This is a genomic window from Pseudomonas sp. RP-B7, assembly GCF_059803535.1.
This window is the reverse complement of sequence record NZ_JAPFHC010000045.1, coordinates 1-24,717: the sequence shown is the minus strand read 5'-3', so window position 1 is coordinate 24,717 and position 24,717 is coordinate 1. Positions and strand designations below refer to the sequence as shown.

The 24,717-nt window shown below is 60.6% G+C and carries 28 protein-coding genes and 1 pseudogene; 8 read left to right on the top strand and 21 right to left on the bottom strand.

Annotated features, from left to right (window positions below; all coding sequences use genetic code 11):
* Positions 1 to 197 precede the first annotated feature (197 nt).
* From OPU96_RS26945 to OPU96_RS26925, 5 genes are all read right to left on the bottom strand, one after another.
* The gene (locus tag OPU96_RS26945; RefSeq protein WP_226457280.1) at positions 198 to 842 is read right to left on the bottom strand and encodes a response regulator; all 645 of its coding nucleotides are present in this window, start codon (positions 840 to 842) and stop codon (positions 198 to 200) included.
* The gene (locus OPU96_RS26940; protein WP_498560019.1) at positions 839 to 1,564 is read right to left on the bottom strand and encodes a sensor histidine kinase; all 726 of its coding nucleotides are present in this window, start codon (positions 1,562 to 1,564) and stop codon (positions 839 to 841) included. The genes OPU96_RS26945 and OPU96_RS26940 overlap by 4 nt, the downstream gene beginning before the upstream one ends.
* 171 nt (positions 1,565 to 1,735) lie before the next feature.
* Positions 1,736 to 2,149 (bottom strand): helix-turn-helix transcriptional regulator, encoded by a 414-nt coding sequence (locus OPU96_RS26935; RefSeq protein WP_192300571.1) that lies wholly within the window; start codon positions 2,147 to 2,149, stop codon positions 1,736 to 1,738.
* 123 nt (positions 2,150 to 2,272) lie between these two features.
* Positions 2,273 to 3,523, bottom strand: a complete 1,251-nt coding sequence (locus tag OPU96_RS26930; RefSeq protein WP_226457282.1) for a 2-aminoadipate transaminase — start codon at positions 3,521 to 3,523, stop codon at positions 2,273 to 2,275.
* 149 nt (positions 3,524 to 3,672) lie between these two features.
* Positions 3,673 to 4,569, bottom strand: a complete 897-nt coding sequence (locus OPU96_RS26925; protein ID WP_498560018.1) for a LysR substrate-binding domain-containing protein — start codon at positions 4,567 to 4,569, stop codon at positions 3,673 to 3,675.
* Positions 4,570 to 4,711: 142 nt separating this feature from the next.
* Here OPU96_RS26925 and OPU96_RS26920 point away from each other — a divergent pair, with 142 nt between their 5' ends.
* The gene (locus OPU96_RS26920; RefSeq protein WP_192300568.1) at positions 4,712 to 5,740 is read left to right on the top strand and encodes an amino acid ABC transporter substrate-binding protein; all 1,029 of its coding nucleotides are present in this window, start codon (positions 4,712 to 4,714) and stop codon (positions 5,738 to 5,740) included.
* 101 nt (positions 5,741 to 5,841) lie between these two features.
* On the opposite strand, the pseudogene OPU96_RS26915 reads toward OPU96_RS26920, so the two are convergent.
* The 5 genes and pseudogenes from OPU96_RS26915 to OPU96_RS26895 form a co-directional block, all read right to left on the bottom strand.
* A pseudogene (locus tag OPU96_RS26915) lies at positions 5,842 to 6,270 on the bottom strand (PAS domain-containing protein); the annotation flags it as partial.
* A 93-nt stretch (positions 6,271 to 6,363) separates the two neighbouring features.
* Positions 6,364 to 8,247 carry an alkaline phosphatase D family protein gene (locus OPU96_RS26910; RefSeq protein ID WP_498560017.1) on the bottom strand — a complete coding sequence of 628 codons (1,884 nt, stop codon included), beginning with the start codon at positions 8,245 to 8,247 and terminating at the stop codon, positions 6,364 to 6,366.
* Positions 8,248 to 8,677: 430 nt separating this feature from the next.
* Complete coding sequence (locus OPU96_RS26905; protein ID WP_226457285.1) at positions 8,678 to 10,921, bottom strand: ATP-binding protein; 2,244 nt, start codon at positions 10,919 to 10,921, stop codon at positions 8,678 to 8,680.
* Positions 10,918 to 11,532, bottom strand: a complete 615-nt coding sequence (locus OPU96_RS26900; RefSeq protein ID WP_226457286.1) for a biliverdin-producing heme oxygenase — start codon at positions 11,530 to 11,532, stop codon at positions 10,918 to 10,920. Before OPU96_RS26900 ends, OPU96_RS26905 begins: the two co-directional genes overlap by 4 nt.
* 195 nt (positions 11,533 to 11,727) lie before the next feature.
* The gene (locus OPU96_RS26895) at positions 11,728 to 12,108 is read right to left on the bottom strand and encodes a response regulator (RefSeq protein WP_226457287.1); all 381 of its coding nucleotides are present in this window, start codon (positions 12,106 to 12,108) and stop codon (positions 11,728 to 11,730) included.
* A gap of 150 nt (positions 12,109 to 12,258) precedes the next feature.
* Here OPU96_RS26895 and OPU96_RS26890 point away from each other — a divergent pair, with 150 nt between their 5' ends.
* Positions 12,259 to 12,780: a demethoxyubiquinone hydroxylase family protein gene (locus OPU96_RS26890; RefSeq protein ID WP_226457288.1), complete on the top strand. Its 522-nt coding sequence runs from the start codon at positions 12,259 to 12,261 to the stop codon at positions 12,778 to 12,780.
* Positions 12,781 to 12,821: 41 nt separating this feature from the next.
* On the top strand, positions 12,822 to 13,196 hold the full coding sequence (locus OPU96_RS26885; RefSeq protein ID WP_192300560.1) for a c-type cytochrome: 375 nt from the start codon (positions 12,822 to 12,824) through the stop codon (positions 13,194 to 13,196).
* On the opposite strand, the gene OPU96_RS26880 is transcribed toward OPU96_RS26885, so the two are convergent.
* From OPU96_RS26880 to OPU96_RS26860, 5 genes are all read right to left on the bottom strand, one after another.
* On the bottom strand, positions 13,197 to 15,218 hold the full coding sequence (locus OPU96_RS26880) for an LTA synthase family protein (RefSeq protein WP_498560016.1): 2,022 nt from the start codon (positions 15,216 to 15,218) through the stop codon (positions 13,197 to 13,199).
* A gap of 73 nt (positions 15,219 to 15,291) precedes the next feature.
* Positions 15,292 to 15,903: a hypothetical protein gene (locus OPU96_RS26875; protein WP_498560015.1), complete on the bottom strand. Its 612-nt coding sequence runs from the start codon at positions 15,901 to 15,903 to the stop codon at positions 15,292 to 15,294.
* A complete protein-coding gene (locus OPU96_RS26870; RefSeq protein WP_498560014.1) occupies positions 15,903 to 17,171 on the bottom strand; it encodes a sialidase family protein in 1,269 nt (422 codons plus the stop codon). Before OPU96_RS26870 ends, OPU96_RS26875 begins: the two co-directional genes overlap by 1 nt.
* 22 nt (positions 17,172 to 17,193) lie before the next feature.
* Positions 17,194 to 17,739, bottom strand: a complete 546-nt coding sequence (locus OPU96_RS26865) for a cytochrome b/b6 domain-containing protein (RefSeq protein WP_498560013.1) — start codon at positions 17,737 to 17,739, stop codon at positions 17,194 to 17,196.
* Complete coding sequence (locus tag OPU96_RS26860) at positions 17,739 to 18,005, bottom strand: PepSY domain-containing protein (RefSeq protein WP_192300555.1); 267 nt, start codon at positions 18,003 to 18,005, stop codon at positions 17,739 to 17,741. The genes OPU96_RS26865 and OPU96_RS26860 overlap by 1 nt, the downstream gene beginning before the upstream one ends.
* Before the next feature lie 146 nt (positions 18,006 to 18,151).
* Between OPU96_RS26860 and OPU96_RS26855 the strand changes: the two genes are divergently transcribed.
* Positions 18,152 to 18,814, top strand: coding sequence for a response regulator (locus OPU96_RS26855; RefSeq protein ID WP_226457293.1), 663 nt, complete (start codon positions 18,152 to 18,154; stop codon positions 18,812 to 18,814).
* Complete coding sequence (locus OPU96_RS26850; RefSeq protein ID WP_498560012.1) at positions 18,811 to 20,154, top strand: sensor histidine kinase; 1,344 nt, start codon at positions 18,811 to 18,813, stop codon at positions 20,152 to 20,154. Before OPU96_RS26855 ends, OPU96_RS26850 begins: the two co-directional genes overlap by 4 nt.
* A 306-nt stretch (positions 20,155 to 20,460) precedes the next feature.
* Here OPU96_RS26850 and OPU96_RS26845 read toward each other — a convergent pair whose 3' ends face one another.
* Complete coding sequence (locus tag OPU96_RS26845; protein ID WP_192300552.1) at positions 20,461 to 20,745, bottom strand: colicin E3-like toxin immunity protein; 285 nt, start codon at positions 20,743 to 20,745, stop codon at positions 20,461 to 20,463.
* A gap of 14 nt (positions 20,746 to 20,759) precedes the next feature.
* A complete protein-coding gene (locus tag OPU96_RS26840) occupies positions 20,760 to 21,923 on the bottom strand; it encodes an S-type pyocin domain-containing protein (RefSeq protein WP_498560011.1) in 1,164 nt (387 codons plus the stop codon).
* Positions 21,924 to 22,204: 281 nt separating this feature from the next.
* On the opposite strand from OPU96_RS26840, the gene OPU96_RS26835 reads away from it, so the two are divergent.
* Complete coding sequence (locus OPU96_RS26835) at positions 22,205 to 22,435, top strand: hypothetical protein (protein WP_498560028.1); 231 nt, start codon at positions 22,205 to 22,207, stop codon at positions 22,433 to 22,435.
* Positions 22,372 to 22,539 (top strand): T6SS effector amidase Tae4 family protein, encoded by a 168-nt coding sequence (locus OPU96_RS26830; RefSeq protein ID WP_498560010.1) that lies wholly within the window; start codon positions 22,372 to 22,374, stop codon positions 22,537 to 22,539. Before OPU96_RS26835 ends, OPU96_RS26830 begins: the two co-directional genes overlap by 64 nt.
* A gap of 442 nt (positions 22,540 to 22,981) precedes the next feature.
* On the opposite strand, the gene OPU96_RS26825 is transcribed toward OPU96_RS26830, so the two are convergent.
* On the bottom strand, positions 22,982 to 23,353 hold the full coding sequence (locus tag OPU96_RS26825) for a PH domain-containing protein (protein WP_226457297.1): 372 nt from the start codon (positions 23,351 to 23,353) through the stop codon (positions 22,982 to 22,984).
* Positions 23,350 to 23,583 carry a helix-turn-helix domain-containing protein gene (locus tag OPU96_RS26820; protein WP_305391490.1) on the bottom strand — a complete coding sequence of 78 codons (234 nt, stop codon included), beginning with the start codon at positions 23,581 to 23,583 and terminating at the stop codon, positions 23,350 to 23,352. Before OPU96_RS26820 ends, OPU96_RS26825 begins: the two co-directional genes overlap by 4 nt.
* 184 nt (positions 23,584 to 23,767) lie before the next feature.
* Between OPU96_RS26820 and OPU96_RS26815 the strand changes: the two genes are divergently transcribed.
* Entirely contained in the window at positions 23,768 to 24,055 is a 288-nt protein-coding gene (locus OPU96_RS26815; RefSeq protein ID WP_498560009.1) for a LysE/ArgO family amino acid transporter, read from the top strand.
* On the opposite strand, the gene OPU96_RS26810 is transcribed toward OPU96_RS26815, so the two are convergent.
* The gene (locus OPU96_RS26810; RefSeq protein WP_498560008.1) at positions 24,017 to 24,346 is read right to left on the bottom strand and encodes a hypothetical protein; all 330 of its coding nucleotides are present in this window, start codon (positions 24,344 to 24,346) and stop codon (positions 24,017 to 24,019) included. The genes OPU96_RS26815 and OPU96_RS26810 overlap by 39 nt on opposite strands.
* 36 nt (positions 24,347 to 24,382) lie before the next feature.
* Positions 24,383 to 24,717, bottom strand: a 335-nt coding sequence (locus OPU96_RS26805; RefSeq protein ID WP_498560007.1) for an OmpA family protein, incomplete at its 5' end; no start/stop codon positions are given.

The following is a 24,717-nucleotide window of genomic DNA, read 5'->3' as shown; positions in this document are numbered from 1 at the left end:
AAGCTCCAAATCGGTTGAGTAAACCGAGCACCGGGCAACCGCCGCGGTCTCCGAAGGCCATCAATGCAAAAGGTGAAGGGCATTGATAGCCGGAGGCCATATTCGTCATCGCGGGCGTTCGAGGCACTGTGCCGGATGCTGATTTACGTGTTCCGCAATGCTGATTTTCGGATCGGTACAAGTACCGATGCTCGCCGTCAGACCAGGCCTTCGCGTAGCGCATAACGGGTCAGTTGGGCGATGCCTTTGACGTTGAGCTTGCTCATGATGTGCTCGCGGTGGGTGCTCACGGTCTTGCTGCTGATGTGCATGCGTTCGGCAATCACCCGCGTGGTGCAGCCTTCCACCAGCAACTGCAGGATCTGTTTTTCGCGCGGGCTCAAGGGGGCTCCGGCGACCCCGGTGCGTTGGCTGGGGTGTTGATGGGCGACCATCTCGGTGGCCACCTCCGGTGACAGGTAGATGCGCCCGCCGGCCACACTGCGCAAGGCCTTGAGCAGTTCTTCGGCGGCGCAGTCCTTGAGCAGGTAACCGCAGGCCCCCGACTCCAGCGCCAGGGCAATCTTGCGCAGTTCACCATGGGCGGAAACGCACAGACAACGTACCGCGGGGTAGGCCTGGCGGGCGCGAAGCAACGTGTCGATACCGTTGAGCAGCGGCATCTCCATATCCAGCACCACCAACTCGGGGCGCAGCAGGTCAATCTGCGACAACGCCTGCAGGCCATTTTCTGCCTGGCCGACAACGTGCATGTCCGCCTCGGCGGCGAGCAAGGCGGCCAGGCCCTGGCGAAACAGTTGGTGATCGTCAACCAGCAGCACCCGCAATGGGGCGCCGCTCACGGCGCAGGTACCCTGAAACGCCGGTGATGTGCTGGGGCCACTGGGATCACCACACGGGCGCATGTGCCAAAGCCAGGGCGCGAGTCGATCATTAGCCTGGCACCGACCGCTTCCAGGCGTTGGCGGATGCTCGCCAAGCCGCGGGAGGGGTCTATCAGCGTCGGGTCAAAGCCACGGCCACAATCGGCCAGCACCACTTCAACGCAGCGCTGAAGGCACGAAGAACTCAGGAACGCCTGGCTCGCCTCGCTGTGTTTGCGCAGGTTGGCCAGTAACTCCTGGACGGCACGCAACACGGCGGCCATCAGCGGTGGCGCAAGCGGCAGGTGTGGCCCCTGAAGGTTGAGCAGAATCGATGGCGAACCGGTGAAGCGCTGGTGCATTTCGCGCACGCTGGTACGCAGCGCGTCATCCAGGCGCAAGCCGCCCGCGGGGGGGCGCACGAGGCCGTCGATCACTTGGCGCAGTTGTTGGCTCACGTCACGAATCAGGCGCCGTATGTCCTCGATCATCGGTCGGATATGGGCGCTGCCCTCGTGGCGATTCAACTCCGCCAGGCGCAGTTGCGCCCATGCCAGGGTTTGCAGCGGTTGGTCGTGCAGTTCGTGGGAAATGCGTCGGCGCTCTTGTTCAAGCGGCGACAGTTCAAGCACAGGCGTTGCTGGCCAGGTGTGCGGGGCAAAGGTCTGTGGCCCGGCACGCAGGGTTTTTTGACGTGACATTCCTTGTCTCCGTGATAGATCGGGATAGTGCGTCACAAAAAGGGCGGTGCTGAAGGTTGCTGTGTCACTTGCCCGATGTTCCTTGCAAAGGGGGATGAATCACAACATTGGAGTCCAGCCGCGTGCAGCGCAATACTGCCGATGGCGTAGGTTTTACGCGGGCATGGCGGTCTAGAGCGGGTGTTGCAGGCAGTAGAGGACCAGTTGCGCCATGCGCTGGATGCCGAGTTTACGGTAGAGGTTTTCCCGGTGTTTGCGCACGGTGAGGTCACTGATGCCCAGGTTTTTTGCAATTTGCTTGCTGGTTTGCCCGGCGGCGATGTATTCGGCAATTTCCCGTTCACGGCGTGTCAACGGTGGTGCAAGGGCCAGCCGCCGACGGCCGGGGTGGAATTCCCATTCGACGGCAAAGGTGGCGAGTTGAACCGCAGACTTGAGCCCGGTTTTCGCCAGGATATTGCTGCGGTGTTTACGCGCGGTCAGTGGGCTGATGGCCAGGTGCAGGGCTACCGCCTGGCAATCCATGCCCATGCTGATCAATCGCAATACCGCTTGTTCGCGGGCCGTCAGGGCACCCGTATTCAAGGCCCGCTCCGGTTCCATATGGGGATGACTGCGCAAAATGTGACCCTGGAGTTCTCTGCTGAGAACAACGGTATAGCACTTTGACAGCAGTTCGGAGGGGCGGCCCGCTCAGAGGTGACGCAATCAGACCAACTGCGCCAGGCAGCGCTGCAAAATATCCAGGCCTTCCTCCAGCACCGCAGGCTCGATCGTCAGCGGTGCGAGCAAGCGGATGATGTGCCGCGACTTGCCGCTGGGCATCAGCAGCAAGCCTGAATCCCGCGCCAGACCGAGCAATTGCGTGAGTTGCTGGGGCGCCGGCGTGCCGTCGGCGTGGGCCAACTCGATGCCGCGCATGGCGCCGACGCCGGTCAGGCGGCCGAGGTAGGGCGACAGGCCTTGTGCACGCCAGGCGTTGTAGCGGCTGACGATGGCTTCTTCCTGCTGCGCGCCCCACGTGTTCAAGTGCGCATCGCTCATCGCATCCAGCGTGGCCAACGCTGCTGCGCAGGCAATCGGGTTGCCGGAATAGGTGCCGCCCAATCCGCCTTTGGGCAGGTTGTCGAGCAGCGCCTTGCGCCCGACCACCGCACCCAGCGGTACGCCACCGGCGATGCTTTTGCCCAGCAGGATCAGGTCCGGCTCAATACCCAGGCGCGAAAAGGCGAAGCGCTGGCCGGTGCGGCCGAAGCCGGACTGGATTTCATCGGCGATCAGCAGGATGTTCTTTTCATCGCAAAACTGCCGCAAGGCTTGGGCGAACTCACTGTCCAGGGCCAGGAAACCGCCTTCGCCCTGCACCGGCTCGATGATGAAGCAGGCCACGTCGTTGACGTCGATTTCCACGCTGAACAGGCGGTCCATGGCCTTCAAGGCCTCGGCGCAGGACACGTCGTTATCGGGGCTTGGATAAGGCAAGTGGTACACAGGGCCGGGTAGTACGCCGACCTTTTGCTTGTAGGGCGCTACCTTGCCATTGAGGTTGAGCGTGGCCAGGGTACGGCCGTGGAACGCGCCGTCAAACGCGATCACCGCCGTGCGGCCAGTGGCGCCGCGCACGATCTTCAAGGCGTTTTCCGCAGCTTCCGCGCCACTGTTGGTGAGCATGCCGCTGACCGGGTAATCCACTGGGATAAACGCGCTCAGACGCGTCATCAGTTCAATGTAGGGCGCGTGGGGCGCGGCGTTGAACGCGTAGTGGGTCAACTTTGTCGCCTGTTCGCGAATCGCTGCGACCACACCGGGGTGGCAATGGCCGAGGTTGAGTACGCCGATGCCGCCGACAAAATCGATATACCGTTTGCCCGTGGTGTCCCAGACCTCGGCGTTCCTGCCGTGGCTGAGGCTGATGGGGTGAACGATGGAAATCGACTGGCTGATGGTTTCGCGGCTCATGAATCTGGGACTCGGCAATGGAGGGCACCTTTTTATCTAAGCCGTGCGCCGGGCCTTGTCGCAAACGAAATAAAGTCGCCGGGTCATTATTAAAATTCGGGATGTGCCGTGGCGAGGGCGCTTGCTGCCGCTAGGGCGTGCAGCGGTGCCTATCCAGTTGGAGCACGTTGCTTTGCTACCTCGACTATCCAGCTGAGAAAGGCCTTTACCTTGGGAATCTCCCCGGCATGTTCGGCGTGGGCGATAAAGTGCGCGCCAGCGCTGGGCATCGCGTACTGCCACGCAATCATCAAACTGCCATTGGCCAGCTCTTCGGCCACCAGATACTGTGGCACCAGCGCTACGCCGTAGCCCGACTGCGCGGCACGGATGCACATGTAGAAGGTGTCGAAACGCGGCCCGTGGTAGCTGTTCTGCGAGTGCAGGCCCTGTTCCAGGAACCATTCGTGCCAGGCCTCCGGGCGCGAGGTGCATTGCAGCAAGGTATGGAGCGACGAGGCGTCGCTGCCCTCGGCGACGAACCCCGGTGCACACACCGGTACCACCGCTTCACGAAACAACTCGATGCAGGTCGCCCCCGGCCACGAGCCCTGGCCGAAGAAAAACGCGATGTCGGCCTTGGCCTGCAGCACATCGAAGGGTTCCAGTTCGTTGCGCACGTCAAGGTGGATATTGGGGTGGCGCGCCGCGAAGTCCTTGAGCTTGGGCACCAGCCAGCGGTCACCGAAGGTCGGTTGGGTGGCGATGCGCAGCACTTCGGTCTCGCCACCGTAGGTGAGGATGTAGCGGCTGGAAATGTCCACCTGCGTGAGGATCTTGCGCACTTCGGCCAGGTACAGCGAGCCCGCCGGCGACAGGTACAAGCGCTGGCGCACCCGTTCGAAGAGGTTGTGGCAGAGCATTTCCTCCAACTGCGCCACTTGCTTGCTCACGGCACTCTGGGTCAGGTGCAGCTCTTCGGCGGCGCGGGTGAAACTCAGGTGGCGGGCAGCGGCTTCGAAGCACTGCAGGGCGGTCATCGAGGGGGTCAAGCGTTTTGAAATCATGCAGTTCATTCCAAATCGGAAGGAGCCTTTGCCTAAAGGTCGTTTGTGGCAGCGGCGCAAAGCCGTTGATACTGCCCGCCAGCACTATAAACCGGCGCGGGATATGCGGCGCCGAATAAAAAAACGACAGGGAGAGCCTTGCATGACCCCATTCAAAACCACCTTGGCCGCACTTGTTGCCGGCGCTGTACTGGGCCTGGCCGGCACCGCCCAGGCGGGCGTGACCCTTGATGCGATCCAGAAGAAAGGCTTTATCCAGTGCGGTGTCAGCGACGGCTTGCCAGGCTTTGGTGTGCCGGACAGCAACGGCAAGATGACCGGCATCGATGTGGACGTGTGCCACGCCGTCGCGGCGGCGGTGTTTGGTGATGCGTCGAAAGTGAAGTTCAGCCAGTTGACCGCCAAGGAGCGTTTCACTGCGTTGCAGTCCGGCGAAATCGACCTGATCTCGCGCAACACCACCTGGACCAGTTCGCGGGATTCGGGCATGGGCCTGGTGTTCACCGGCGTGACCTACTACGACGGCATCGGCTTTCTGGTGAACAACAAGCTGGGCGTCACCAGCGCCAAGCAACTGGACGGCGCGACGGTGTGTATCCAGGCCGGCACCACCACCGAACTCAATGTCTCCGACTACTTTCGCACCCACGGCCTGAAGTACACGCCGATCACCTTCGACACCGCCGATGAAAGCGCCAAGGGCCTGGAAGCCGGCCGTTGCGACGTGCTGACCACCGACCAGTCGGGCCTGTACGCCCAGCGCATCAAGATGGCCCACCCGGACGAATTTGTGGTGCTGCCGGAAATCATCTCCAAGGAACCCCTGGGCCCGCTGGTGCGCAAGGGCGATGACGAGTGGTTCAGCATCGTCAAGTGGACCCTGTTTGCCATGCTCAATGCCGAGGAAATGGGCATCACCTCGCAGAACGTCGAAGAGCAGGCCAAGACCACCAAGAACCCGGATGTGGCGCGTTTGCTCGGCGTAGACGGTGAGTACGGCAAGGACCTGAAACTGCGCAAGGATTGGGTGGTGCAGATCGTCAAGCAGGTGGGCAACTACGGCGAGGTGTTTGAGCGCAACATTGGCCAGGGCAGCGTGCTGAAGATCAAGCGTGGGTTGAATGCGTTGTGGAACAACGGCGGGATTCAATACGCGCCGCCAGTCAGGTAGGCAATAACCTGTGGCGAGGGAGCAAGCTCCCCCGCCACTGCCAGCGGGGAGCCAGTCGCAGCGCTTTTCCCACCTCAGCTCCCCGGCGCCTGTTCACCGGTTTCGCTGGAACATTTGCGCAGATGAATATCACGGTGCGCCCCCACCATGCGCGCCACCGAGCCGTCAGGGTTACGCGCGATCACGTAGCCACGATCCTCGACCCAAAGGTAGCTGCCGTCTTCTTTGCGGCAGCGGTATTCGGTTTGGTAAAGGGCTGTGCGCTGGCTGATGTAGTCATCAAACGCCGCCATCACGCGAGGGAAGTCCTCGGGGTGGATCACGGTTTCCCAGGTGAGCACGCTGTTCTCCAGGGAGTGGCGGGGGTAGCCGAGCATCTCGTACCAGCCAGGGCTGCGGTACACGAAACCGGTATTGGCGTTCCAATCCCAGACCCCGTCGCTGACCAGTTCCATGACCGCATGCAGCATGTCGGTGGTGAGGTCGGAAAAGTCGTTCTTTAACGGCTTGTTGCTGGATCTATCGTCCATTTGCGCGCTTCCTGCATGGGCTGGCTGGGGGCTACTGTACATCGCAGGTTGTGGGCTTTGAATAGGCGGCTGCAGTCGCGTGGCGTTAGGGGATTACTGCGGCGCCACCATCCGCGTCTGCGGCGTCCCATCGGCGTTGTGCTGGTAGATTGCTTCAGGCTGGCCCTGTTCGTTGAAAAACACCTGGCCGATCCCTGCCGAATTCCATAGCCGTTCGCCCGCTTCGGCGTGTTCGGGGATGTGCGGCACCACTTGCATGGTGCGTCGACGGGTAAACCAGTTGAGCGGGGAGCGCGGTGAGTAGAGCCAGCGGTTGAGGCGGTCGAACCATTCCAGCAGGCGCGGCGGGAATTCGTTCTTGATGCCGCTGCTGGTGATCTGCCAGATTTTCGGGCCGGCGTTGCGGTGGCGGATCAGCACTTCGTAGACGAACGAGTAATGCACGTCGCCGGAGAGGATCACGTAGTTACCCGGCGTGCGGGAGTGACGGAAGATATTGAGGATCACCTGGGCGGCGCCGCGATGGGCCATCCAGTTTTCCGCGTCCACCAGCAGCGGGTAACCGCACCAGCTGAAGACCTTTTGCACGGTTTCGATCAGCTTGACGCCGAAGATCGGTGCGGGCGAGACGATGATGGCCGAGGGGTGGTCGAGCAGTGCCTGTTGCAGTTCGCTCAAGGCTTCCCAGTCCAGCAGGCCGGAGGGTTGCTTGAGGGTGAACTCGCTGCGCCAGCGCCGGGTGCGGGTGTCGAGCACCACCAGGGCCGGAGTGGTGGGCAGCACGTAGTGCCAGTGCTGGAATGTCAGCAGGGTTTCGAGCAATTCATCCTGTTTGGTCGCATCGAGACAATTGTCCAGGGCGTGGGCGGTGAGCGTTTGGGTCTGGCTCAGCAGATCACCGAACACCTGCGGCTGGTTACCCCATCCCTGACAGAGCAGATAGGCGAGCAGCGCGTTGCCGATGATGCGTTTGGAAAACGGGTGGCCGTAGGCGGTTTCTTCCCATTGGGCGCTGAGGTTCCAGTCGTCGGTGATGTCATGGTCGTCAAAGATCATCAGTGTGGACAGGTGCGCAAACACCCGCGCGACACCCGGCAGGCCATCGCGGAACCGTTCGATCTGCACCTGTTCCCGGGCGTACCGCCGTTGTTCGTCCGCACTCAACTGCGGCGGTTGCGGCGCGATCAGTGTCCACGGCGTGGGCGACCATACCAGCAGGTACATCGCGATCACTTCGGCAAAGGTCACCAAGTGATTGTCGGCGGTGCTGCTGGTGAAAATCGGTTTCTTCGCCCCACCAAAAAAGCGTTCGCGCAGGGTTTCGTTGCTCTCCAGCGCGGGCAGCAGGTCGGCACGATGGTAATAGCTGGCGCGATGCCCATAGAGGCTGGCGCTGTCGTCCACCACCGCACCTTCAAGGGATTCGTCGAACAGGCCCAGGCGCTCGACCAAGGCATGAATCGCCCGCAGCATCGGCCCGGCGACATCGTCTGCGTAGATCTGGTCGCCGCTCATCATCAGCAAGGCCGGACGTTCTGTCGGGGTGGGGGCCCCCGCCAGCAGGCGGTCGACACACAACAAGCCTTCGTCGGCACGGTGATGGGGTTTGCGGCAGGAGCCGTGCACCAGTTGCCGGATGCGACTGTGCAACACGAACGTCGGGCCGTGGGCATTGGCATAGAGCAGGTGCGGCGCCCAATCGGCGATGCCGTGACCGTCGATCAGCAGGTCATAACCAATCTCTACATCCTCGGGCAGCGCGTCATCCAGCGGCACGTCGATCAGGTGGATGAACGCGTGGCGCCCGACCGGCACGACCTGGCACTGGCCCTGGTCCAGGGTGACCAGACGGGCCTGCCCGGCAACGTGCAGTTTGAGGGTCAGCGCCAGTTCACGACTGCCCACCAGCCAGAACACCAGGCGGTGGGGTTCCAGCCGCCGTAGAAGCGGGCCAGCGAGGACAGCAGGTTGACGCATGGGTATGACGGCTCTGTTCAAGGACGATATTCAGATTAACGCAGTGGATGTCAGCATTTTGTCGAAGCGACCCAGAGGACGGTATTTAAACCGCCCCCTGACTCAACGCGTCAGATGATTCTTCCGCCGCCCAGGCTGTCGATGCTGCCAGAGCTCCGGTTGTCTTGCCGGTTTCTGCTACCGCTGAAATCAACGCTGGCGTCCGGAGTGGGCGGCGGTTGTCGGGGGGCTGTGGTTTTTGCCTGTGTGGAAGTGGCCGGCAGAATGTTGTGTATGAACGTTGCGCTAGAACCGAAAAAAATATCCATGGCGTTTTCCTCTGAATGGTTGGGGCACGCCGCGCTGCATCATGGGCACTGCGACGCGAGCCGACCTTACAGAGCGTGTGACGGGAAACCTATAAACGCCTCATCTCAAAACGTTGCGAGATTCAGGTATGCGAATCGCCAAGTACCTTGGGCACCGTAAAGCGGAACTCGCTGCCACGCCCCACCTCGCTTTCAGCAACAATTTTGCCGCCGTGGGCCTGGATGATGCCTTGGGTGATGTACAGCCCCAGCCCGCTGCCGGTGGGATTGTTTTCAGTCTTTGTCCAATAGCGATCAAACACGTGGGGCAGTTGCTCCGGCGCAATGCCTTCACCGCTGTCACGTACCGAAAACACGATCTCTTCACCGTTGCTCATGGCGCTGATACCGATATTGCCCTGGCGCGGGGTGAACTTGATGGCATTGCCGATCAGGTTCGACAGCACCTGGAACAGGCGCTCCGGGTCCGCATTGATCTGCAGGCCGGGCTCGGCATTGAACGACAGGTCGATGCCTTTCTCCATCGCCAGCGGCGCCAGCAGCGAATAGGCCTCCTCAAAGATCTGGCTGACGTCCAGCGACACCGGCTTGACCACATAACGCCCGGCCTCGATTTTAGAGGTGTCGAGCAGGTCCTCCAGCAACACGTTCATGCGCCCGGCGGCCTGTTGCATGGTGTCGATGGCCGAGGAAATCCGCCGCGAGGTGTGTGGGCCATCGGAGCTGAAGGCCTTTTGCATCATGCCGCAGAGCATCGAGATGACAGTCATCGGGTTGCGCAGGTCGTGGGACACCACCGCCACCAGTTCATCACGTGCGCGCACCGCTTGTTGCTCGCGCAGCACCTGGCGCGCCAGGTCGTTTTCCAGGGCGGACCGGCGCAGGTCGTTGGCGGCGAAGCGGTCGCCATGGCTCCATTTGGTGGAGATGCCGGCCATTTCCACTTTCCAGATTTCAAACGAGGTGCGTGGGCGAAGGCGCAGGCCTGCGTCGGAGTTTTCCAGGGCCAGCGGCTTTTTCGGGTCGCCACTCCAATTGATGTTCTCTTTCACTTCCGGGCGGAACCACAGCACGCCGTTGTCCACCGGCTTAGGCAGGCTCATGGCCAACACGCCGCTGGCGACTTGTTGGAAGTCGACGGCCGGTGGGTACACCGAGGCCAGGTTGTGGCTGGAAAACACCGGCTCGCCGCCTTGTTGCAGCCACTTGTGCAGCGCACGGATCTGCCCCGGTTCCGGGCAATTGCCGTAGCGGTGCAGTTGCTTGTCTTCGATGATCGCCACGCCGCCGGACAGGGTCAGGTTCATCAGCACTTGGGCTTGCTGGGCCAGGCCGTCGAAGACGTTTTCGTGGGACGCCTTCATCGCTTGATCCAGCAGGGCCAGGGCCTCGACCTTTTCTTCGCGTTGGCGGTTCAGGTCGAGGGCTTCCATGGCGCTGATCTGCAACGACAGCACCTGGCCGATGGTCTGGCAGGCGGTACGCAGGTCGTTCGGCACCAGCAGCGGCGCGCGGTTGCCGCAACTGATCAGGCCCCAGAGCTTGTCGCCCTTCATCAGCGAGATGCTCATGGACGACAATACACCCATGTTCTGCATGTATTGGCAGTGAATCGGCGACACGCTGCGCAGGGTGGCGAAGCTCAGATCCAGCGGTTGGCCGGTGTCCGGGCGCAGCTTGGGCAGCAGTGGCACGGGTTCGTAGGCTGCGTTCGGGATGATGCGTAGCCAGTTGGTGCGATACAGCTCACGGGCCTGCTCTGGGATGTCGGACGCGGGGAAGAACAACCCGTTGAAAAGCTCCATGGACGGCGCTGATGCTTCGGCGATGACCTGGCCATGGCCTTCTTCTTCGAAACGGTAGATCAGCACACGGTCGTAACCGGTCATGGCCTGAATTTCATTCACGCTGATTTCGTACAGCGCCTGCAGGGTTTTCGCCGACTGCAAACGCTGCAGCATCTTGCCCAGGTCACTGGTGCGACCGTTCAGCGCCCGTGGGTGGAAATCCCTGAGCAGCGGTTCGAACTCCAGCACCAACACGTTCTGATGGCGATGCAACAAGCCCTCGAATTCCGCACCGTTGAACGTGACGTGCAGCGGTGGCGCATCGAAAAACGTGTTGTTTGCGGCCATGGCTGCAACAGCCTGGGCTTGCTCGCTGCCAATCAGCGTGTGCAGCGGCTGGCCCAGCAGCGCCTCGGGCGCATGGCCGAACAACGTGCCGATGTTGGCGCTGACCTGGATGATTTCCAGGCCCGGTTCGGACAAGGTCAGCAGCACGCCGTGGGGCTGGATCGCCCCCGGGAAGCGAATGGGCTCGTCGGCACAGTTGGCAAGCAGCTTTTCAAAATCGTCGGGTTTCATAGCAGTACCTCCTGGCTGTCGAGCCATTGCTCAAAGCAGCTGAATGTCGAACGGGCTGCATCCACCGCGCGCTGTTTGGCGTCAGCGTCCAGCGGCAGGCGGCCCAGGTAATCGAGGAAATCCTTCCAGCGTCGACCGGTCTCGGCGCCGTATACATTGAGAAACGCGCCACCGTTGTCGGCATCCAGGCCCAGGCGCTGGGCCATTTCCCGGCGCAGTACCTGGCCGCCCAAGGTTGCGCCTTCGAGCACATACAAGGCGCCTAGACAGGCGGCGGCGGTATCGCAGACCGGGAGTTCGGCGCAGCGGGGGAGGGCGTCGATGGCGAGGTTGTCCAGGCCCAGCGCGTGCAGGTCGTCCACCAGCGTCGGTGTTTTCAGACGCATTGCCGAGTCGAAGCCTTCAGGAATCAAGGCGTTGTCATACAGTGAGGCTTCGATGGGCCGATAAAAGCCGTAGTACGCCTGGAGCAAGCGCCCATACCAATGGGCATCCAGGCGTTCAGAGAAAAACGGCAGGCGCTGTTCCAGCGCTACGTGCAGCTGGGCAGTGCCTGTGCGCAACGCTTCCAGCAAGGTGGGCGGACCAACGTCATGGGCCTTTGAGTGCATTCAGCTAGCTCGAACTGTGGGCCTGTCGGCCATGAATGACGCGTGGAAATGGGCGACGATTCTACACACCTCAGAGCCGATAACTGTCCGCACAAGGCGAATAGGCTGACCAGCGGATCAGAAAAGTCGCTCCATGCCTCATTAATGACTGCACTATTTGCCGCGAAGTTCGGTTTAAGTAATGTCGTGAAGCTATCAGTGCACGGACGATCCGTGCCCGGTCAGTGCGGTTTGCACCGACTCCAGCAGGTGTTCAGTGCTCCATGGTTTGGGCAAAAAACGCACCGAGCCCCCCAATTGCGCCGCCAGTTTGGTATTACCGGACGTCAGCAGCACCGGCACGTTCGGCCAGCGGTGGGCCACCACCCGGCTCAAGTCATAGCCATTGAGCAACCCCGGCATCTGAACATCACTGACAATCAGGTCCACCGGTTCGTCGCCTCGTTCCAGGTAAATCATTCCTTCATCCGCCGAAGGAAACGACGTCACCAGCGCCCCGAATTCCTCTAGCACATCCACCATTAACGAGCGAATGATCTCGTCGTCTTCCAACACTAAAATCGATGGCTGAGCCATGATCCTTACTCCACCATCAGGGTTCATTAACGTGGAGTAGAGCACGACTGGATAGGTTCGATTGGATGTGTTCGAAGTGATGGGTGGTCATGAGAATGCCGTTGCAGGATACTCGCGCACCTCAAGGCCACTCGCGCAAGGCAGTCAACCGTGAATGATCCGGATCTGGGCAACCGCATGATCAAAGTCGACCATGCCGGTGAGCATGGCGCGATTTGCATCTACAGCGGCCAACTGTTCATGGCCCGGTTGTTGGTCCCGGGCATGGTGGCCGAGTTGCAAGAATTCCTGTCCCACGAACGGCGTCATCGCGAGGTGTTCAGGGCTGAACTGCAACGCCGCGGTTACCGCCGCTGCCGCAGCTATTGGTTGTGCGGGCTGGGTGGCCTGGTGCTGGGGTTGATCACTGGCCTGTGCGGACGCAAGGCGATCGTTGCCACCACCGTTGCCGTGGAAAGCGTGGTGTTGCGCCACCTGGCCCATCAACTGCACAGCTTGCACGACATCGACCCGCAGGCCGTAGCGGCGATTGCCTCGATTGTCGAGGAAGAACAGCACCACCACGACCACTCGGCGGCGCAGATTGATCAGCGTGACCCGTGGTTCCGTGGGTTGACGCCGGTGGTCACGGCGTGGACCGAAGCCGTGATCTGGATGGGCATGCGTTCCTGACAAACAGGCATAATCGCCCGCTACACCTGATGGAGCCTGCCATGAAGTACGCCTTGATCACCCTCGCCCTGACCCTCAGCGCCAGCCCCGCCTTCGCGGCCGGCGATGCCGAGGCGGGCGGCAAGCTGTTCACCAAGACCTGCGGCGGTTGCCACAGCGTTGGCGAAGGCGCGCGGGGCGGGTTTGGGCCGCAGCTCAATGGCATCATTGGCCGTCCCGCCGGTACCACGGACGACTACCAGTACTCCGACGCGATGAAAAACTCCGGCGTGGTCTGGACCCGCGACAAACTCGCCGCCTATATCGAGGCGCCGAAGAAGGTGGTGAGCGGCACACGGATGATCTTCTGGGGTATCAGCGACCAGGAGAAGATCGACAACATCCTGGCCTACCTCGAAACCTTCCAGCCCCGATAATCACTCGCGCACATTCCGGAACAGCATCCACCGCGCACTCTCATGCAGCCCGCGCGTGAGCCCCTGCAAGCGCTGGAATTCCTGCGGATGCTGCGCGGCCACGTCGTCTCGCGGGGTTTGTGAGGCCAGGTCATGCAGGGTCGGCGAGCTGCCGTCGTGCTGCATCTGCAACAGGAAATGTTGGGTTACGCCGCCGATAATCGGGAAGCTGCCTTCACGCAACACCAGCGGCACCACGCGTTCGCCTTCGGGCGCCGGCTGCTGGATATCGCGGCCCAGGGCACCATTGCGAAACGGCATGCCCGCCATACCCGCCACGGTCGGCAACAGGTCCGCCAGCCCCACCGCGTCTTCGATCACCCGTGGCGCCAGGCCGGGGGCGTGGATCAGCAGCGGCACGTTATTGCTCTCCAAACCGAGCTGTTCGAAGGCCGGCGCCATGTGTGGGATCTGGCTGATGCGCGTGTTGTGGTCGCCGAAGAACACAAAGATGCTGTTGTCGTACCAGCCGCCGGCCTTGGCGATCTCCATCAGGCGGCCGATGTTGTAGTCCAGCAGGCGCACCGCGTTGTATTGCTCGACGCTGCGCGACCCGGCGGCCTGGACTTGCTCCAGAGTCACCTCGGCGACCTGGAACCCATCGTTGTGTTTGGGGATGGTGAATGGCCGATGATTGCCGGAAGTTTGCAGGTAGGCGAAGAACGGTTGTGCCTCCGGTACGGCGCGCAGCAGTTGGTCGCTTTCCTTGAACAGGTCCAGGTCGGAAATGCCCCACACATCCACCCGTGGCGAGCGCCAGTGGCTTTCGTCATAGAGCTGCACGCCGTCGATGCTTTGGCGGATCAGGGCGTTGATGTTCGCCCAGCCGGCATTGCCGCCGATCATGTAGAACTTCTGGTAACCCGCGAACGCATTGATCAACGTGTGTTGCCGGGTGATCAGCGGGTTGCGCGTGGCGGTCTCCTGGCGGGTCACGTCCGGCACGCCGCTGATGCTGGCCCACACGGTCTTGGCGGTGCCGGTGACAGGTACGTAGAAGTGTTTGAAGAACCAGCTCTGCGTGGCCAGCTTGTCGAGGTGCGGCGTGGGGTTCAGCGGGTTGCCGTAGGCGCCGACAGCACTGGTGCCGAGGGATTCAAGCATCACGAACACCACATTGGGCGGGCGCTTGCCGGCCAGTCGATAGGGCTGCACGCCTTGTTCGCGGATGAAATTCAGTTGCTGGGTGTCGGGCTGATCGACCCCCAGGTAATCGGCGATTTGCGGATAGTGTTCGCGCACCTTTTTTTCATCGAATTGCGACTGCCCGACCTTGAAGGTGTCGTACAAAAACAGCACCGGGTTCAGGCCCACGGCGGCGACTTGGCTGTTGCCGGAAAAGAACGCATCGCTCCAGCGCAGGGGCACCGGGTTTTCCAGGTTGAGATTGGCGACGCGACCGAGTAGGGCCAAGAGTACGGCGACCACGCCGATCACCGAGACTGACGCCACTGCCCATTTGCCCATCGGCTGGGCTGGACGCTCCAGGGTCAGGCGTTCCAGGCACACCAACGCCCATACCCACAGCGCCACGGCGGCCAGCCAGCAGGCAGTTATCCGCAGCACGGGGTAGGTTTCCCACACCATCTGTTGTGAAATCTGCGCGTCTTGCAGGTAGCGCAACACGGTTGCGTTGATACGTACACCCAGGTAGGCGTAGTGGCCGAAGTCGATGATGTAGACCAGGCCGACCGCGGCCAGGGCCATCACCAGATAACCGCGCGCGAGCCAGCGCAGGGCGGGCAGGGTGATGAGGTTCCAGCGCGGCAACCACGCAAGCACCGCCAGCGGCAGTAGCAGCAACACCGCCAGGCGCAGGTCGAAACGCAGGCCGATGCCGAGGGTTTCCAGTAACTGCGGAGTGTTTAACGGCAGGCCGGAAAAACCCAGCACAAACACCAGCCGCAACGCCGCCAGCAACACAAACACCAAGCCGATCGCGCCTACGCCGTAGCGCAGGCGGCGTGATTGCAACGCACTCATCATCTCTCTCTACTCAATCTAATAAACACCACAAGACAAATGTGGGAGCGGGCTTGCTCGCGAAAGCGGTGGGTCAGTTAGAGCTGCTGTGACTGACACTGCGCATTCGCGAGCAAGCCCGCTCCCACAGTTTGAATTGCATTAACCCGGCGATGACGCAGTAGGTCGCCAGGAGTGGGTCCACCAGATAATCCCAGTAGTTCTCCGACGCTTTCAGCCGCAGTGCAAACGCTAAAGTGCCCAGCACCAGCATCCACACGGCCAACGCATTACGCAGCCACAACATCAACAGCGCCGCCACGGCCACCAGCGCAATCATCGGCCGCGGGTTGAACCCCCAACGGTAGGGATCGACATACGTCAGCCCCAGCGTCGCCGGGTACAGCACCAAGCTCAACACACAGAACACCAGCAACATTTGCACCCGCTGCGGGCGAGCAAGCGGCTGCACCAAGCCCAATCGGCTCAAGGCAACCCACGCCAGCAACACCAGCGTGCTGATCGCCAGATCATCGGTAAAACTGCGCACATACGCTGCCAACGGCAGTTCATTGACCGGGATAAAACTTGTCGCCACCAACACTGGCAGCAACCACGGCCGCCACGGCTGGGTGAAGCGCAGCGCGCACAGCGCCACAAACCCCAGCAACACAAAACTCAAATGGGCCTGCCACAGGGAAACCATCACAGACGCTCCGCCAGCCAGGCTTCGTTGAAGCTGACGTGTTTGATAAAGGTGTTATTCCACGAGTACACCAAGTGGTAGGTGCCGTCCGGGCTGCGGCTGAAATACGGGTACTCGTATTCGAAATCGCAGCCACGGGGTTTGCACACGCGGTAATCCAGGTTGCTCAGGAAACGTTGTTCCAGGGGCAGGCGTTTTGCGCCGCTGGAGGCGCGGAAGCCTTCGCCGATGATTTCTTTGTAGGCGTCGGGGGAGAACGGCTGGCCCAGCGGGTCCGGCGACTGGTCCAGTTGCACCACGGTGCGCCACTGACTGAGCTGGGCGTCGGTGCCGTAGAGGCTGAGCTTGAAGCGGCCGTCCTTCAGGTCGTTGAGTGCCACTAGCAAACCATCGTCTTCGGTGCCCACCGCCGCTAGCGAGGAATTCGGGTTGGCCGGCTCCAGCGGGTATGGCTCGCTCCAGGTCTGCCCGGCGTCGGTGGTGCGGCTGGCCAGCACACGATGGTGAGTGTCGCCGGCGTAACGCAACATCGCCACGGCGCGCTGGCCGTCCAGCGGCACAATGGTCGGTTGCAGCGAGTGCTTGCCCCGGCTGATGCGGAATTTGTCGATCACGGCACCGTCGGCGCTCAAGTACAGGTACTCGGCGAACTTGCCCATGAACTCGTGGTACACCGGCAGGCCAATGGAACCGTCGGCGTGGAACACCGGCGCGGCACGCACCAAGGTGCTGATATTGAAAAACGGCGAGGTCACCAGTTGCCTCGGTGCCGACCAGCTGGCGCCGAGGTCATCCGAGACCATCACATTGATCGCACTGGCGGCCCAGCCACCGACTGACACCGACACGTAAAACATCCACAGACGATTGTCCGGCGCGAGGGCGATCACCGGGTTGCCGAGTTTGCGGATATAGCGCTGGGTGCCGTCGCGGGTGCTTTCCCGCGTGGCCAGTACCTGCTCGGCGCCCCATTCGCCACTGTGGGCGTCGAAGCGCGCGGTACGCACCTGCACATCGGCGGCGCCTTCGCGGGAACCGGCGAACCACACCGCCATCAAGTCGCCGCCGGGCAGGGCAGTGACGGAGGAGGAGTGCACAAAATCCGTCAACTGTGTCGACACGAACCGGCTGGTGTACTGCGGGGCCGCCGCGACTTTCGCGGTCGTCGGGCTGGCCTGGGCAAACGGCGCCAGCACATGGGGCGGATGGCTTTGCCAGGCGGCGAGAAACACCGCGAGCAGGCCGCAAATCATTAAGACGCAGCGCATAGGAGACCTGTGGATAAAAGGATTACTGCGCACGTTCATCCGGCAGGCGCTTCCTGCGACCGGTGAGCATGGATAACGGTAAGTTGTCGCGTACCAGTGCACTTTCTAACAGCGCGGCCAACACATGCATACACACCAGGCCCAGCAGCCCATTCGCCGCGGTCTCGTGGATTTGTTGCGGCCAGTCGGCGCCCCACAGCGCATCGACTTCCTGCATCAAGAAGCCGCTGACGCCAAGGGTGAGCAAGGCAAGCAACATCAACAGCATCACCAGCGCGCCAATCGGTGAATGACCCAGGCGATGTTGCGGTCGGCGGTTGAGCAGCGAACGCAGGTGGGCATTCAGCCGTTTGGGTGTCGGCCAAAAGTCCGCCCAGCGTGCGCTGCGCGGCCCGACGAAGCCCCACACCAAACGCACCAGCAGCCAGGCCATGGCGTAGTAGCCCAGCCAGACGTGCCAGTCGTCGCCCGCTTCGTTAAAGAAGTAATTGGCGACAAAGACCCCGGCGATCGACAGGTGAAACAGCCGCACCAACGGGTCCCACAGGCGCAGGGATTCGCCTGGCATCAGCCTTTGATCTCAGTCTTCACGGCCTTGCCGGTCACCGGGTCGTGGTAGATCTCGACCTTGCGCTTGTCCTTGTCGAAACCGTAGATCTCGTAGCAATTGCCGTCGGTGACCTTGAATTTGCTGATCTGGTAGCCGTCGGCCTTGAGCTTGTCCTGGAAGGCTTGCTGGTCTTGCCATTGCGAGCGTTCGGCGGTGGTGCACTGCGGGCCGGCGAGGGCCAGGGGGCTGGTGAGGATCAGGGACAACAACAGAATTTTGCGCATGGAAAAGCTCTCAGCAGAGGTGGGAGATTTCACAGTGCAAAACCAACCTTAGTGCAACCTTAGTTGGCAACGAGCCGTAACATCTTTGCCAAGGGTGTGCCTGGAAAACCCGGCATGATTTCGCCGTTTCCTACAGAGAATTAGTAATGCGTCTACTCCTTGTCGAAGATGATCGTGCCCTCGGCCAGGGGATTCGCGTGGCCTTGGGTGCCGAAGGCTACACCCTCGATTGGCTGCAAGACGGCGTCGCGGCCCTGCATGCGCTGCGTACGGAGTCGTTTGATCTATTGCTGCTCGACCTCGGCCTGCCGCGCCTCGACGGCCTTGATCTGTTGCAGCAACTGCGCGCCGAGCAACACGACTTGCCGGTGCTGATCCTCACCGCCCGCGACGGCACCGCCGAACGCATCGCCGGCCTGGACGCCGGCGCCGACGACTACCTGGTCAAACCTTTCGACGTCGAAGAGCTCAAGGCCCGCGTACGCGCCTTGTTGCGCCGCAGCCTGGGGCGCGCGCAGCCGTTGCTGGAACACGCCGGCGTCAGCCTCGACCCGGCCACCCAGCAAGTGCGCTATCAAGATGGGGAGGTCATCGTGACGCCGATGGAATACCAACTGCTGCACCAACTGATGGTGCGCCCCGGCAAAGTGGTGACCCGCGAGCGCCTGTCCCGCGCGTTGTACGGCTGGCAGGACCGGGTCGAGAGCAATACCCTGGAAGTGCTGATCCATAATCTGCGCAAGAAGTTATCCACAGAGCTGATCCGCACCGTGCGCGGTGTCGGTTATGTGCTGGCGCTTAAACCATGACCTCGGTTCGTGCGCGCATCCTCATCCCCGTGCTGGTGCTGATCCTGCTCGGCGACGCGTTGATCAGCTGGCTGGTGCTGCGCGACAGCCACCACGAAATCGAAGAAGTCTACGACGCCCAACTCGCCCAAAGCGCGCGCCTGCTGCAAGGCGTGTTGCGCCAGCGCGACCCCGGCGAAGCCGACTGGCAGCGCTTGTACGAGGCGTTTGACCAGGCCATGAGCCGCGTGGGTGAGGAGGGCGTGGCCCATCCCTATGAAACCCGCCTGACCTTCCAGATCTGGCGCACCGACGGCCAACTGCTGGTGCGCTCCGCCGAAGCGCCAGTGCTGGCTATACCGCCTGCGACCCTCGGCTCCCATGACCTGATGGACAACGGCAACGACTGGTGCGCCTTCCTCCTCGCCGACCCGCAGCAAGGGCTGTTGATCTGGGTGGGCGAGCGTGACGACATTCGCCAGGACGTGATCCAGCGCATCATGCGCCACACCCTCTGGCCTACGTTGATCGGTGTACCACTGCTGGCGGTGTTGATCTGGCTGGTTATCGGTTGGGGCTTCAAACCGCTGCGCGCCATGGCCCTGTCGATTCGCGGACGCAGTACCGATACCTTGCAACCGCTGCATTTAGCGCCACTGCCCAGCGACCTGGAACCCATGCAAACCGCGCTGAACCGGTTGCTGGTCCAGGTGGACGAGCTATTGGAGCGCGAGCGCCGCTTCATCGCCGACGCCGCCCACGAACTGCGCACGCCCCTGGCGATCCTGCGCATCCACGCACAAAACGCGCAAGGCGCCGAAACCCCGGAGCAACGCCGTGAAGCCCTGGAGTTTCTGGTCAATGGCGTCGACCGCGCCACCCGCATCGGCAGCCAACTGCTGACCATGGCGCGCATCGAACCGCAACTGAACAACCCGGTGCGCAGCCGTGTGCAACTGACCGAGTTGGTGCGCGAAGAACTGGCCGAACTGACGCCGTTGGCCATGGAGAAAGGCGTGGAACTGGTGCTGGAAGGCGAAGAAGAGGTTTGGGTGGAAACCGAGCCTGTCGCGCTGGCGATTGCATTGCAAAACCTGGTCACCAATGCGCTGAATTTTTCCCCGGCCGGCAGCGAAGTGAAGGTGGTGATTGGCGCCAATTGCCTGAGCGTCGAGGACCAGGGGCCGGGGATTGATGAGGCGGAATTAGGGCGATTGTTCGAGCGGTTCTACAGCCGCGGGAACGCCAACGGCGCTGGGTTGGGGTTGGCGATTGTGGAGATGATCGTTGGCAAGATTGGCAGTCGGTTGGCGTTGCGGAATTTGGAGCAGGGTGGGTTGTGTGCCCGCCTGGAATTCTGACCCAGCATTGATCCCCTGTGGGAGCGGGCTTGCCCGCAAAGACGGCGTGTCAGCTGATATAAGTGCTGGCTGAGCCCCCGCTTTCGCAGGCAAGCCAGCTCCCACACTTTGACCTGTGCCAGGCTCGGGAAATGATTGCACCGCCAATCATCTGTGGGAGCTGTCGAGGCCCGGTGAAGCGGGTGATAGCGGGCTGATCGAATTTGGGGTTTCGCTCGTACCGATAAGCGCAGTAACTGCCGTGACGCACACCATGAGTACGGGTGTTGACGGAGCGGTAGAGGAGGGGCTTTTTCATGGTCGGCCTCATGGGGTCTTGGGCTGCTTGGGGGGTGGTGGCCAGGCGCCTTGGTAGCGGAAGGATATTTGGTAGTTGAAAAGGCCAGGCGCTATTACGTGTTGGAAGTACGGCTGGAGAATCGTTATCCAACTAGGTAGTACGTCGAACCCTCCTGCATATATCTGGGGCTCCTCGTTTAAATCGAGCGCGTTGAGGATGCTGTCCTCTTCTTCAAAGTCTGCTGAGTGTTCGCTTGCTTCCAAGTTGTCGGTTGTTTTGTTGAACCATTGCAGGCGTATTTTCATTGTCATAACAACGTCTCCAGTTATTTTTCTATGCGTCTTTCGTCTTTTGCTGGACCCCGTCGTTCGCCGGTGTAGGGGTCAAATGAGCCTAGATGCTCCAAGTCGCTGTATCGATATACTTCCAGTTCACCTTGTTCTGAGTCCCACTCAAAAATCCTCCTTCCTTTGGCGTCCTTCCAACGCTCTCGCAGGCCGCCGCCATTACGTTTTCGTGTCTTTCTTTTTTGTTCTATCAAGCCAGGGAATCCAGTGATGTCCTCGGTTTTTGGTGCAGGAAAGTAATCATAATCCGGGTTTTTCATCCCCTTCCGAGGCTGATTAACCACCACATACAACGGCCCAACCCCCGACTCCACCGGGAACACCAGAATAAAATCCCGATACTGCGGCGGATAAACCGGGGTCACCAAAATCTGCGCAGCCTTCTGCGTCGGCGGATAAATCCAGATCACCGGTGCTTGCGGCGCCGCCTCCAAAGCCGGAATGCCCAAGGTGTCCCCCGGATCAACCGCAGGCATCCAGATCAGCTCCACACCCTCACCCAAATCCGCCACAAACCGATCACCACGGCTTTGGAACTGCACCACATCGATCATCTGCCAGTCGGCGTTACGGCCAGTGTAAAAGCCATAGCCCTTGAGCGTGCCATCCTCCAACTGCTCGATATGCAACCGCATCTGCGAACGCGCCCGTTGCATCGCACGCAATTGCTCGTCGGTGTAGAGCGCGCTGTCGCCCAACGTCGCCGGCCAAGCCAGCCCGACCAATCCCGCTAGCAACCCACTCGCTACCGTGCCAGCCGCAACAGCTGCCGACTCCACAACCGCCGTACGTAACGCCAACGATCCCAAACCGACAGGCAATGCACTGCCGCTGATTTTGCTCAAGGCCACCGTGCCCTGGTCATCCACCTCACGGCCGCCCAAAAGGCTGAAGTGGCCGTATTCCTCGATCAGCTCAAGGGGGACGTAACCGGATGGATCGTTGTAGTGAATGAGCCCGTCGGGCAGTTGGCAGGGCTTGAGGAATACGCAGCCGGGAGGTTTGGTGGGCGCAGGGTTTGCAGGAGGGAGAGGGGCGAGCAATTCGATGGGCGGCGAATAGGGAATCCGTTTCGGCTGCGGAGTCAGGATGCGGCGTTTGAGTTGTTCTTCTTCGGTGATGGGGTAGGCGCGTTCTGACATGGCTGGCTCACTTCCTTGTGTGGGGGAGTGAGGCTACGGGGGGGAAGCGAGGGGCTGAAATAAGCGTTGTTCGATGGTTTTCGTGGGAAAAGTCAGCTGGCTTGTCGCGACGTTGAAAGTACGTATTTGAGTTCTCTCATCTGCGGGTGGGTGGGGCTGTGTGCTTTGGACTTCAGGCAAAACTTGCACACGAGTAGGACCGATCTGTTTTCCGTCTGCGTCCCTCTTTGAATGCAAGGTGTTTGTTACGGCCGCGCGAAAAAACGCGATGGAAATACCAAATGCTGACGTTCAACACCCTATGGAAAAATCACCCCGAAATTTTCGGCGATGTAGCCTCGTGCAGAACCAACGGCACCAAAAATTTCAGCGATCAATGCGCGATCAATTTAGGCGTGGCGCTGCGTAGATCTGGCGTCGATCTGAGCCGCTTAGTCGGCGTGCGCTATTGTTGGCAGCACCCCAAAATCGTAGTGGTGACCATATCGACCTGTGGAATGGGCGACGGTTGACGGATTGGCTGAGCTACCCGCGTATTCAGATGGGTTTTTCGATTGAGGGGACTTTTTCGAGTTATCACGATTCCACGGAGATTTGGTTTTGGAGGGTTTTATGACGGTGGTTAAGGGGGTTGGGTTTGTGGTGTTGGTGGTTGCTGTAGCGCTTGTGGTGTTTAACGAGTTAGTGGTGGCGGTGTCTGCGTATTTTGGGCCGTTTTATGACAGTGATGCGGATCAGAGTCGGAATTTTGGGCTTTGGTTGGTGGGGAATGGGGTGGTGGTTGTGGGAGCGGTGGTGGGCGGGGTGGTCTGGTATTGCAGCTGTTTAAAGAGGGGCGCGGAGTCTCGGGAGAGTAGAACGGGGCGGAAATAGTTAGCTTTGTTTCAAATACTGCGATTTTCGTTTATTTCGTCTGGCGTTGGCCTCAACTGAATTACGCAACATTGGAGCTGCATTATGATCACCAAGTTGCTCCCACATTTTGATCCGGTACAGCCGTTTAACGATGTAGGCAGCAAAAAGACCTTGGAGCGCCGAGGTCTTTTTTTACCCACCGATCAGGTCAGCAGATGCCTGGAAATCAACCGGGAAATTTCAACAATCGAAGTCTTCCCCGTGAATTCAAACTTCACTTTCCCCAACGACGAAAAGTAAATCTCCAACTCCGAATCCAGATCAAACGTCCCGGATGTTTCCACCGAGTAGGCGACGATATTTTTGTACGGCAGCGACGTGAAGTCTTTTTTGCTGCCGGTAATCCCCTGCACGTTCACGGCGATGATGCGTTTGTTGGTGAAGACCACGCCGTCGCGCATGGACTTGTACGCGTCGATTACTGTTTCGCCGTCCAGCACCAAGGCCGATGCGCGTTCGGCATATTCGTTGTTTTGTTTGAGTTTGAAGAAGCCTTTGTTATTGAAGTCGATCACTGGGCGTTCCTTAGTGGCGAAACCTGGAGTGCTTTCGCGAGTTTGATCAGGGTGTGTACAGAGGGATCTTGGGAGGCGCCTCCGGCCAGGCCGTAGAGGTAGGTTCGGGAAATGCCGGATTCTCTGGCTAATGTGGTTATGTTTCGAAGCGAATCGGTTTTGAGTTCACACGGAGCGACTTTTTCGCGGCTGTGGATACCTTTGAACGACAGATCAGCGAGTTGGCTCAAGATTTGATGGACGGCATCTGCGGTGAGTTTGGAGTCTCACCACGCGGTCCTTGCGCCTCAAAGGCCGGTCTCCAGAAGCTCGCTAATCTACTTTGCCAACCCGAATCCAGAGCAAGTGCTAACCAGCTTTTCCGCAAGCAGCCAATTGACTTGAATAGCGCCGTAAACGCCCGACACACCGGGTTTGGTAATCAGCCTATTCGCCTGGCTCGATACCGTCGTGCTTATCGGCTCCATCGGCGCTGCAAAGCCCTTGAACCAACAAGCACTCTTCGCGACCGGTGCCATGACCGCATCACTGCTGTGGTTCGTATTCTTGGCGTTGGGATGCCGGCGTTTGACCAACCTGTTTCGCACTCCTGTGGTGTGGCGCTGGCTGGACGCCGGTGTGGCGGTGTTGATGGTGTATCTGGCCGGTATGTTGATCACCGATTCACTGGATGTCTTTAAGGTAATCCTTGAGGGTGGATAGGGGCGGGGGTAGTTCCTCGAGCTGATGAACGCTTTGCACGTCAGTCGCTAATCTTTTCAGCTCCCGCCCCAACACTGTCTCAGCCCCACCCACCGCAACCAGCGCCTGCCCTACACATCCATCCACCTTCAGCAAAATCCCCGCCAAATCCCCCTGGCGCAGCAACAATCCAAACACCTCCCTGTCATAGCCAACCATCACCGGGTCGTCGCGCAAAACCGGGCTGCCGCCGTCTTCCTCATGCACCAGTTTCAGTGCAAAAAGCGCCACAGCTTCCAGCGTCAATTCCATGGTCTCAGCTCCTTCACATACGGGGGTGGGCGATGATCACTGTTCTTGCGCGCCAAAAACAACCCCGCGCCTCAGCACTCCACTATCAACTCCGCGCGACGATTGCGGGGGCGGCCCTCGGCGCTGTTGTTGTCCGCCAGCGGTCGGGGTCTCGACATAACCAGTGGCTGCGAGGCGCCTTGGCTGGATGCCGTTGGCTTGCAGGTAGTCCTCCACGCTGCCAGCGCGGGCGATTCCTTCTATATAGAGAGGGAAGGGCAGTTTTGGGTTGTTTGATAGAAAAACCAAATTAAAGGTTGACGGCAGATTCTGGATGTCTATAATTCGCCCCACTTCCGGCGCAGTCGAAACGGAAAACTCCTTGGTAAACA

Coding starts and splice junctions, on each gene's coding strand:
- OPU96_RS26940 (WP_498560019.1), bottom strand. CDS start 1,564: ATGTCACGTCAAAAAACCCTGCGTGCCGGGCCACAGACCTTTGCCCCG.
- OPU96_RS26930 (WP_226457282.1), bottom strand. CDS start 3,523: ATGAGCCGCGAAACCATCAGCCAGTCGATTTCCATCGTTCACCCCATC.
- OPU96_RS26925 (WP_498560018.1), bottom strand. CDS start 4,569: ATGATTTCAAAACGCTTGACCCCCTCGATGACCGCCCTGCAGTGCTTC.
- OPU96_RS26920 (WP_192300568.1), top strand. CDS start 4,712: ATGACCCCATTCAAAACCACCTTGGCCGCACTTGTTGCCGGCGCTGTA.
- OPU96_RS26910 (WP_498560017.1), bottom strand. CDS start 8,247: ATGCGTCAACCTGCTGTCCTCGCTGGCCCGCTTCTACGGCGGCTGGAA.
- OPU96_RS26905 (WP_226457285.1), bottom strand. CDS start 10,921: ATGAAACCCGACGATTTTGAAAAGCTGCTTGCCAACTGTGCCGACGAG.
- OPU96_RS26900 (WP_226457286.1), bottom strand. CDS start 11,532: ATGCACTCAAAGGCCCATGACGTTGGTCCGCCCACCTTGCTGGAAGCG.
- OPU96_RS26895 (WP_226457287.1), bottom strand. CDS start 12,108: ATGGCTCAGCCATCGATTTTAGTGTTGGAAGACGACGAGATCATTCGC.
- OPU96_RS26885 (WP_192300560.1), top strand. CDS start 12,822: ATGAAGTACGCCTTGATCACCCTCGCCCTGACCCTCAGCGCCAGCCCC.
- OPU96_RS26880 (WP_498560016.1), bottom strand. CDS start 15,218: ATGAGTGCGTTGCAATCACGCCGCCTGCGCTACGGCGTAGGCGCGATC.
- OPU96_RS26875 (WP_498560015.1), bottom strand. CDS start 15,903: ATGGTTTCCCTGTGGCAGGCCCATTTGAGTTTTGTGTTGCTGGGGTTT.
- OPU96_RS26870 (WP_498560014.1), bottom strand. CDS start 17,171: ATGCGCTGCGTCTTAATGATTTGCGGCCTGCTCGCGGTGTTTCTCGCC.
- OPU96_RS26865 (WP_498560013.1), bottom strand. CDS start 17,739: ATGCCAGGCGAATCCCTGCGCCTGTGGGACCCGTTGGTGCGGCTGTTT.
- OPU96_RS26860 (WP_192300555.1), bottom strand. CDS start 18,005: ATGCGCAAAATTCTGTTGTTGTCCCTGATCCTCACCAGCCCCCTGGCC.
- OPU96_RS26855 (WP_226457293.1), top strand. CDS start 18,152: ATGCGTCTACTCCTTGTCGAAGATGATCGTGCCCTCGGCCAGGGGATT.
- OPU96_RS26850 (WP_498560012.1), top strand. CDS start 18,811: ATGACCTCGGTTCGTGCGCGCATCCTCATCCCCGTGCTGGTGCTGATC.
- OPU96_RS26845 (WP_192300552.1), bottom strand. CDS start 20,745: ATGACAATGAAAATACGCCTGCAATGGTTCAACAAAACAACCGACAAC.
- OPU96_RS26840 (WP_498560011.1), bottom strand. CDS start 21,923: ATGTCAGAACGCGCCTACCCCATCACCGAAGAAGAACAACTCAAACGC.
- OPU96_RS26835 (WP_498560028.1), top strand. CDS start 22,205: ATGCTGACGTTCAACACCCTATGGAAAAATCACCCCGAAATTTTCGGC.
- OPU96_RS26810 (WP_498560008.1), bottom strand. CDS start 24,346: ATGGAATTGACGCTGGAAGCTGTGGCGCTTTTTGCACTGAAACTGGTG.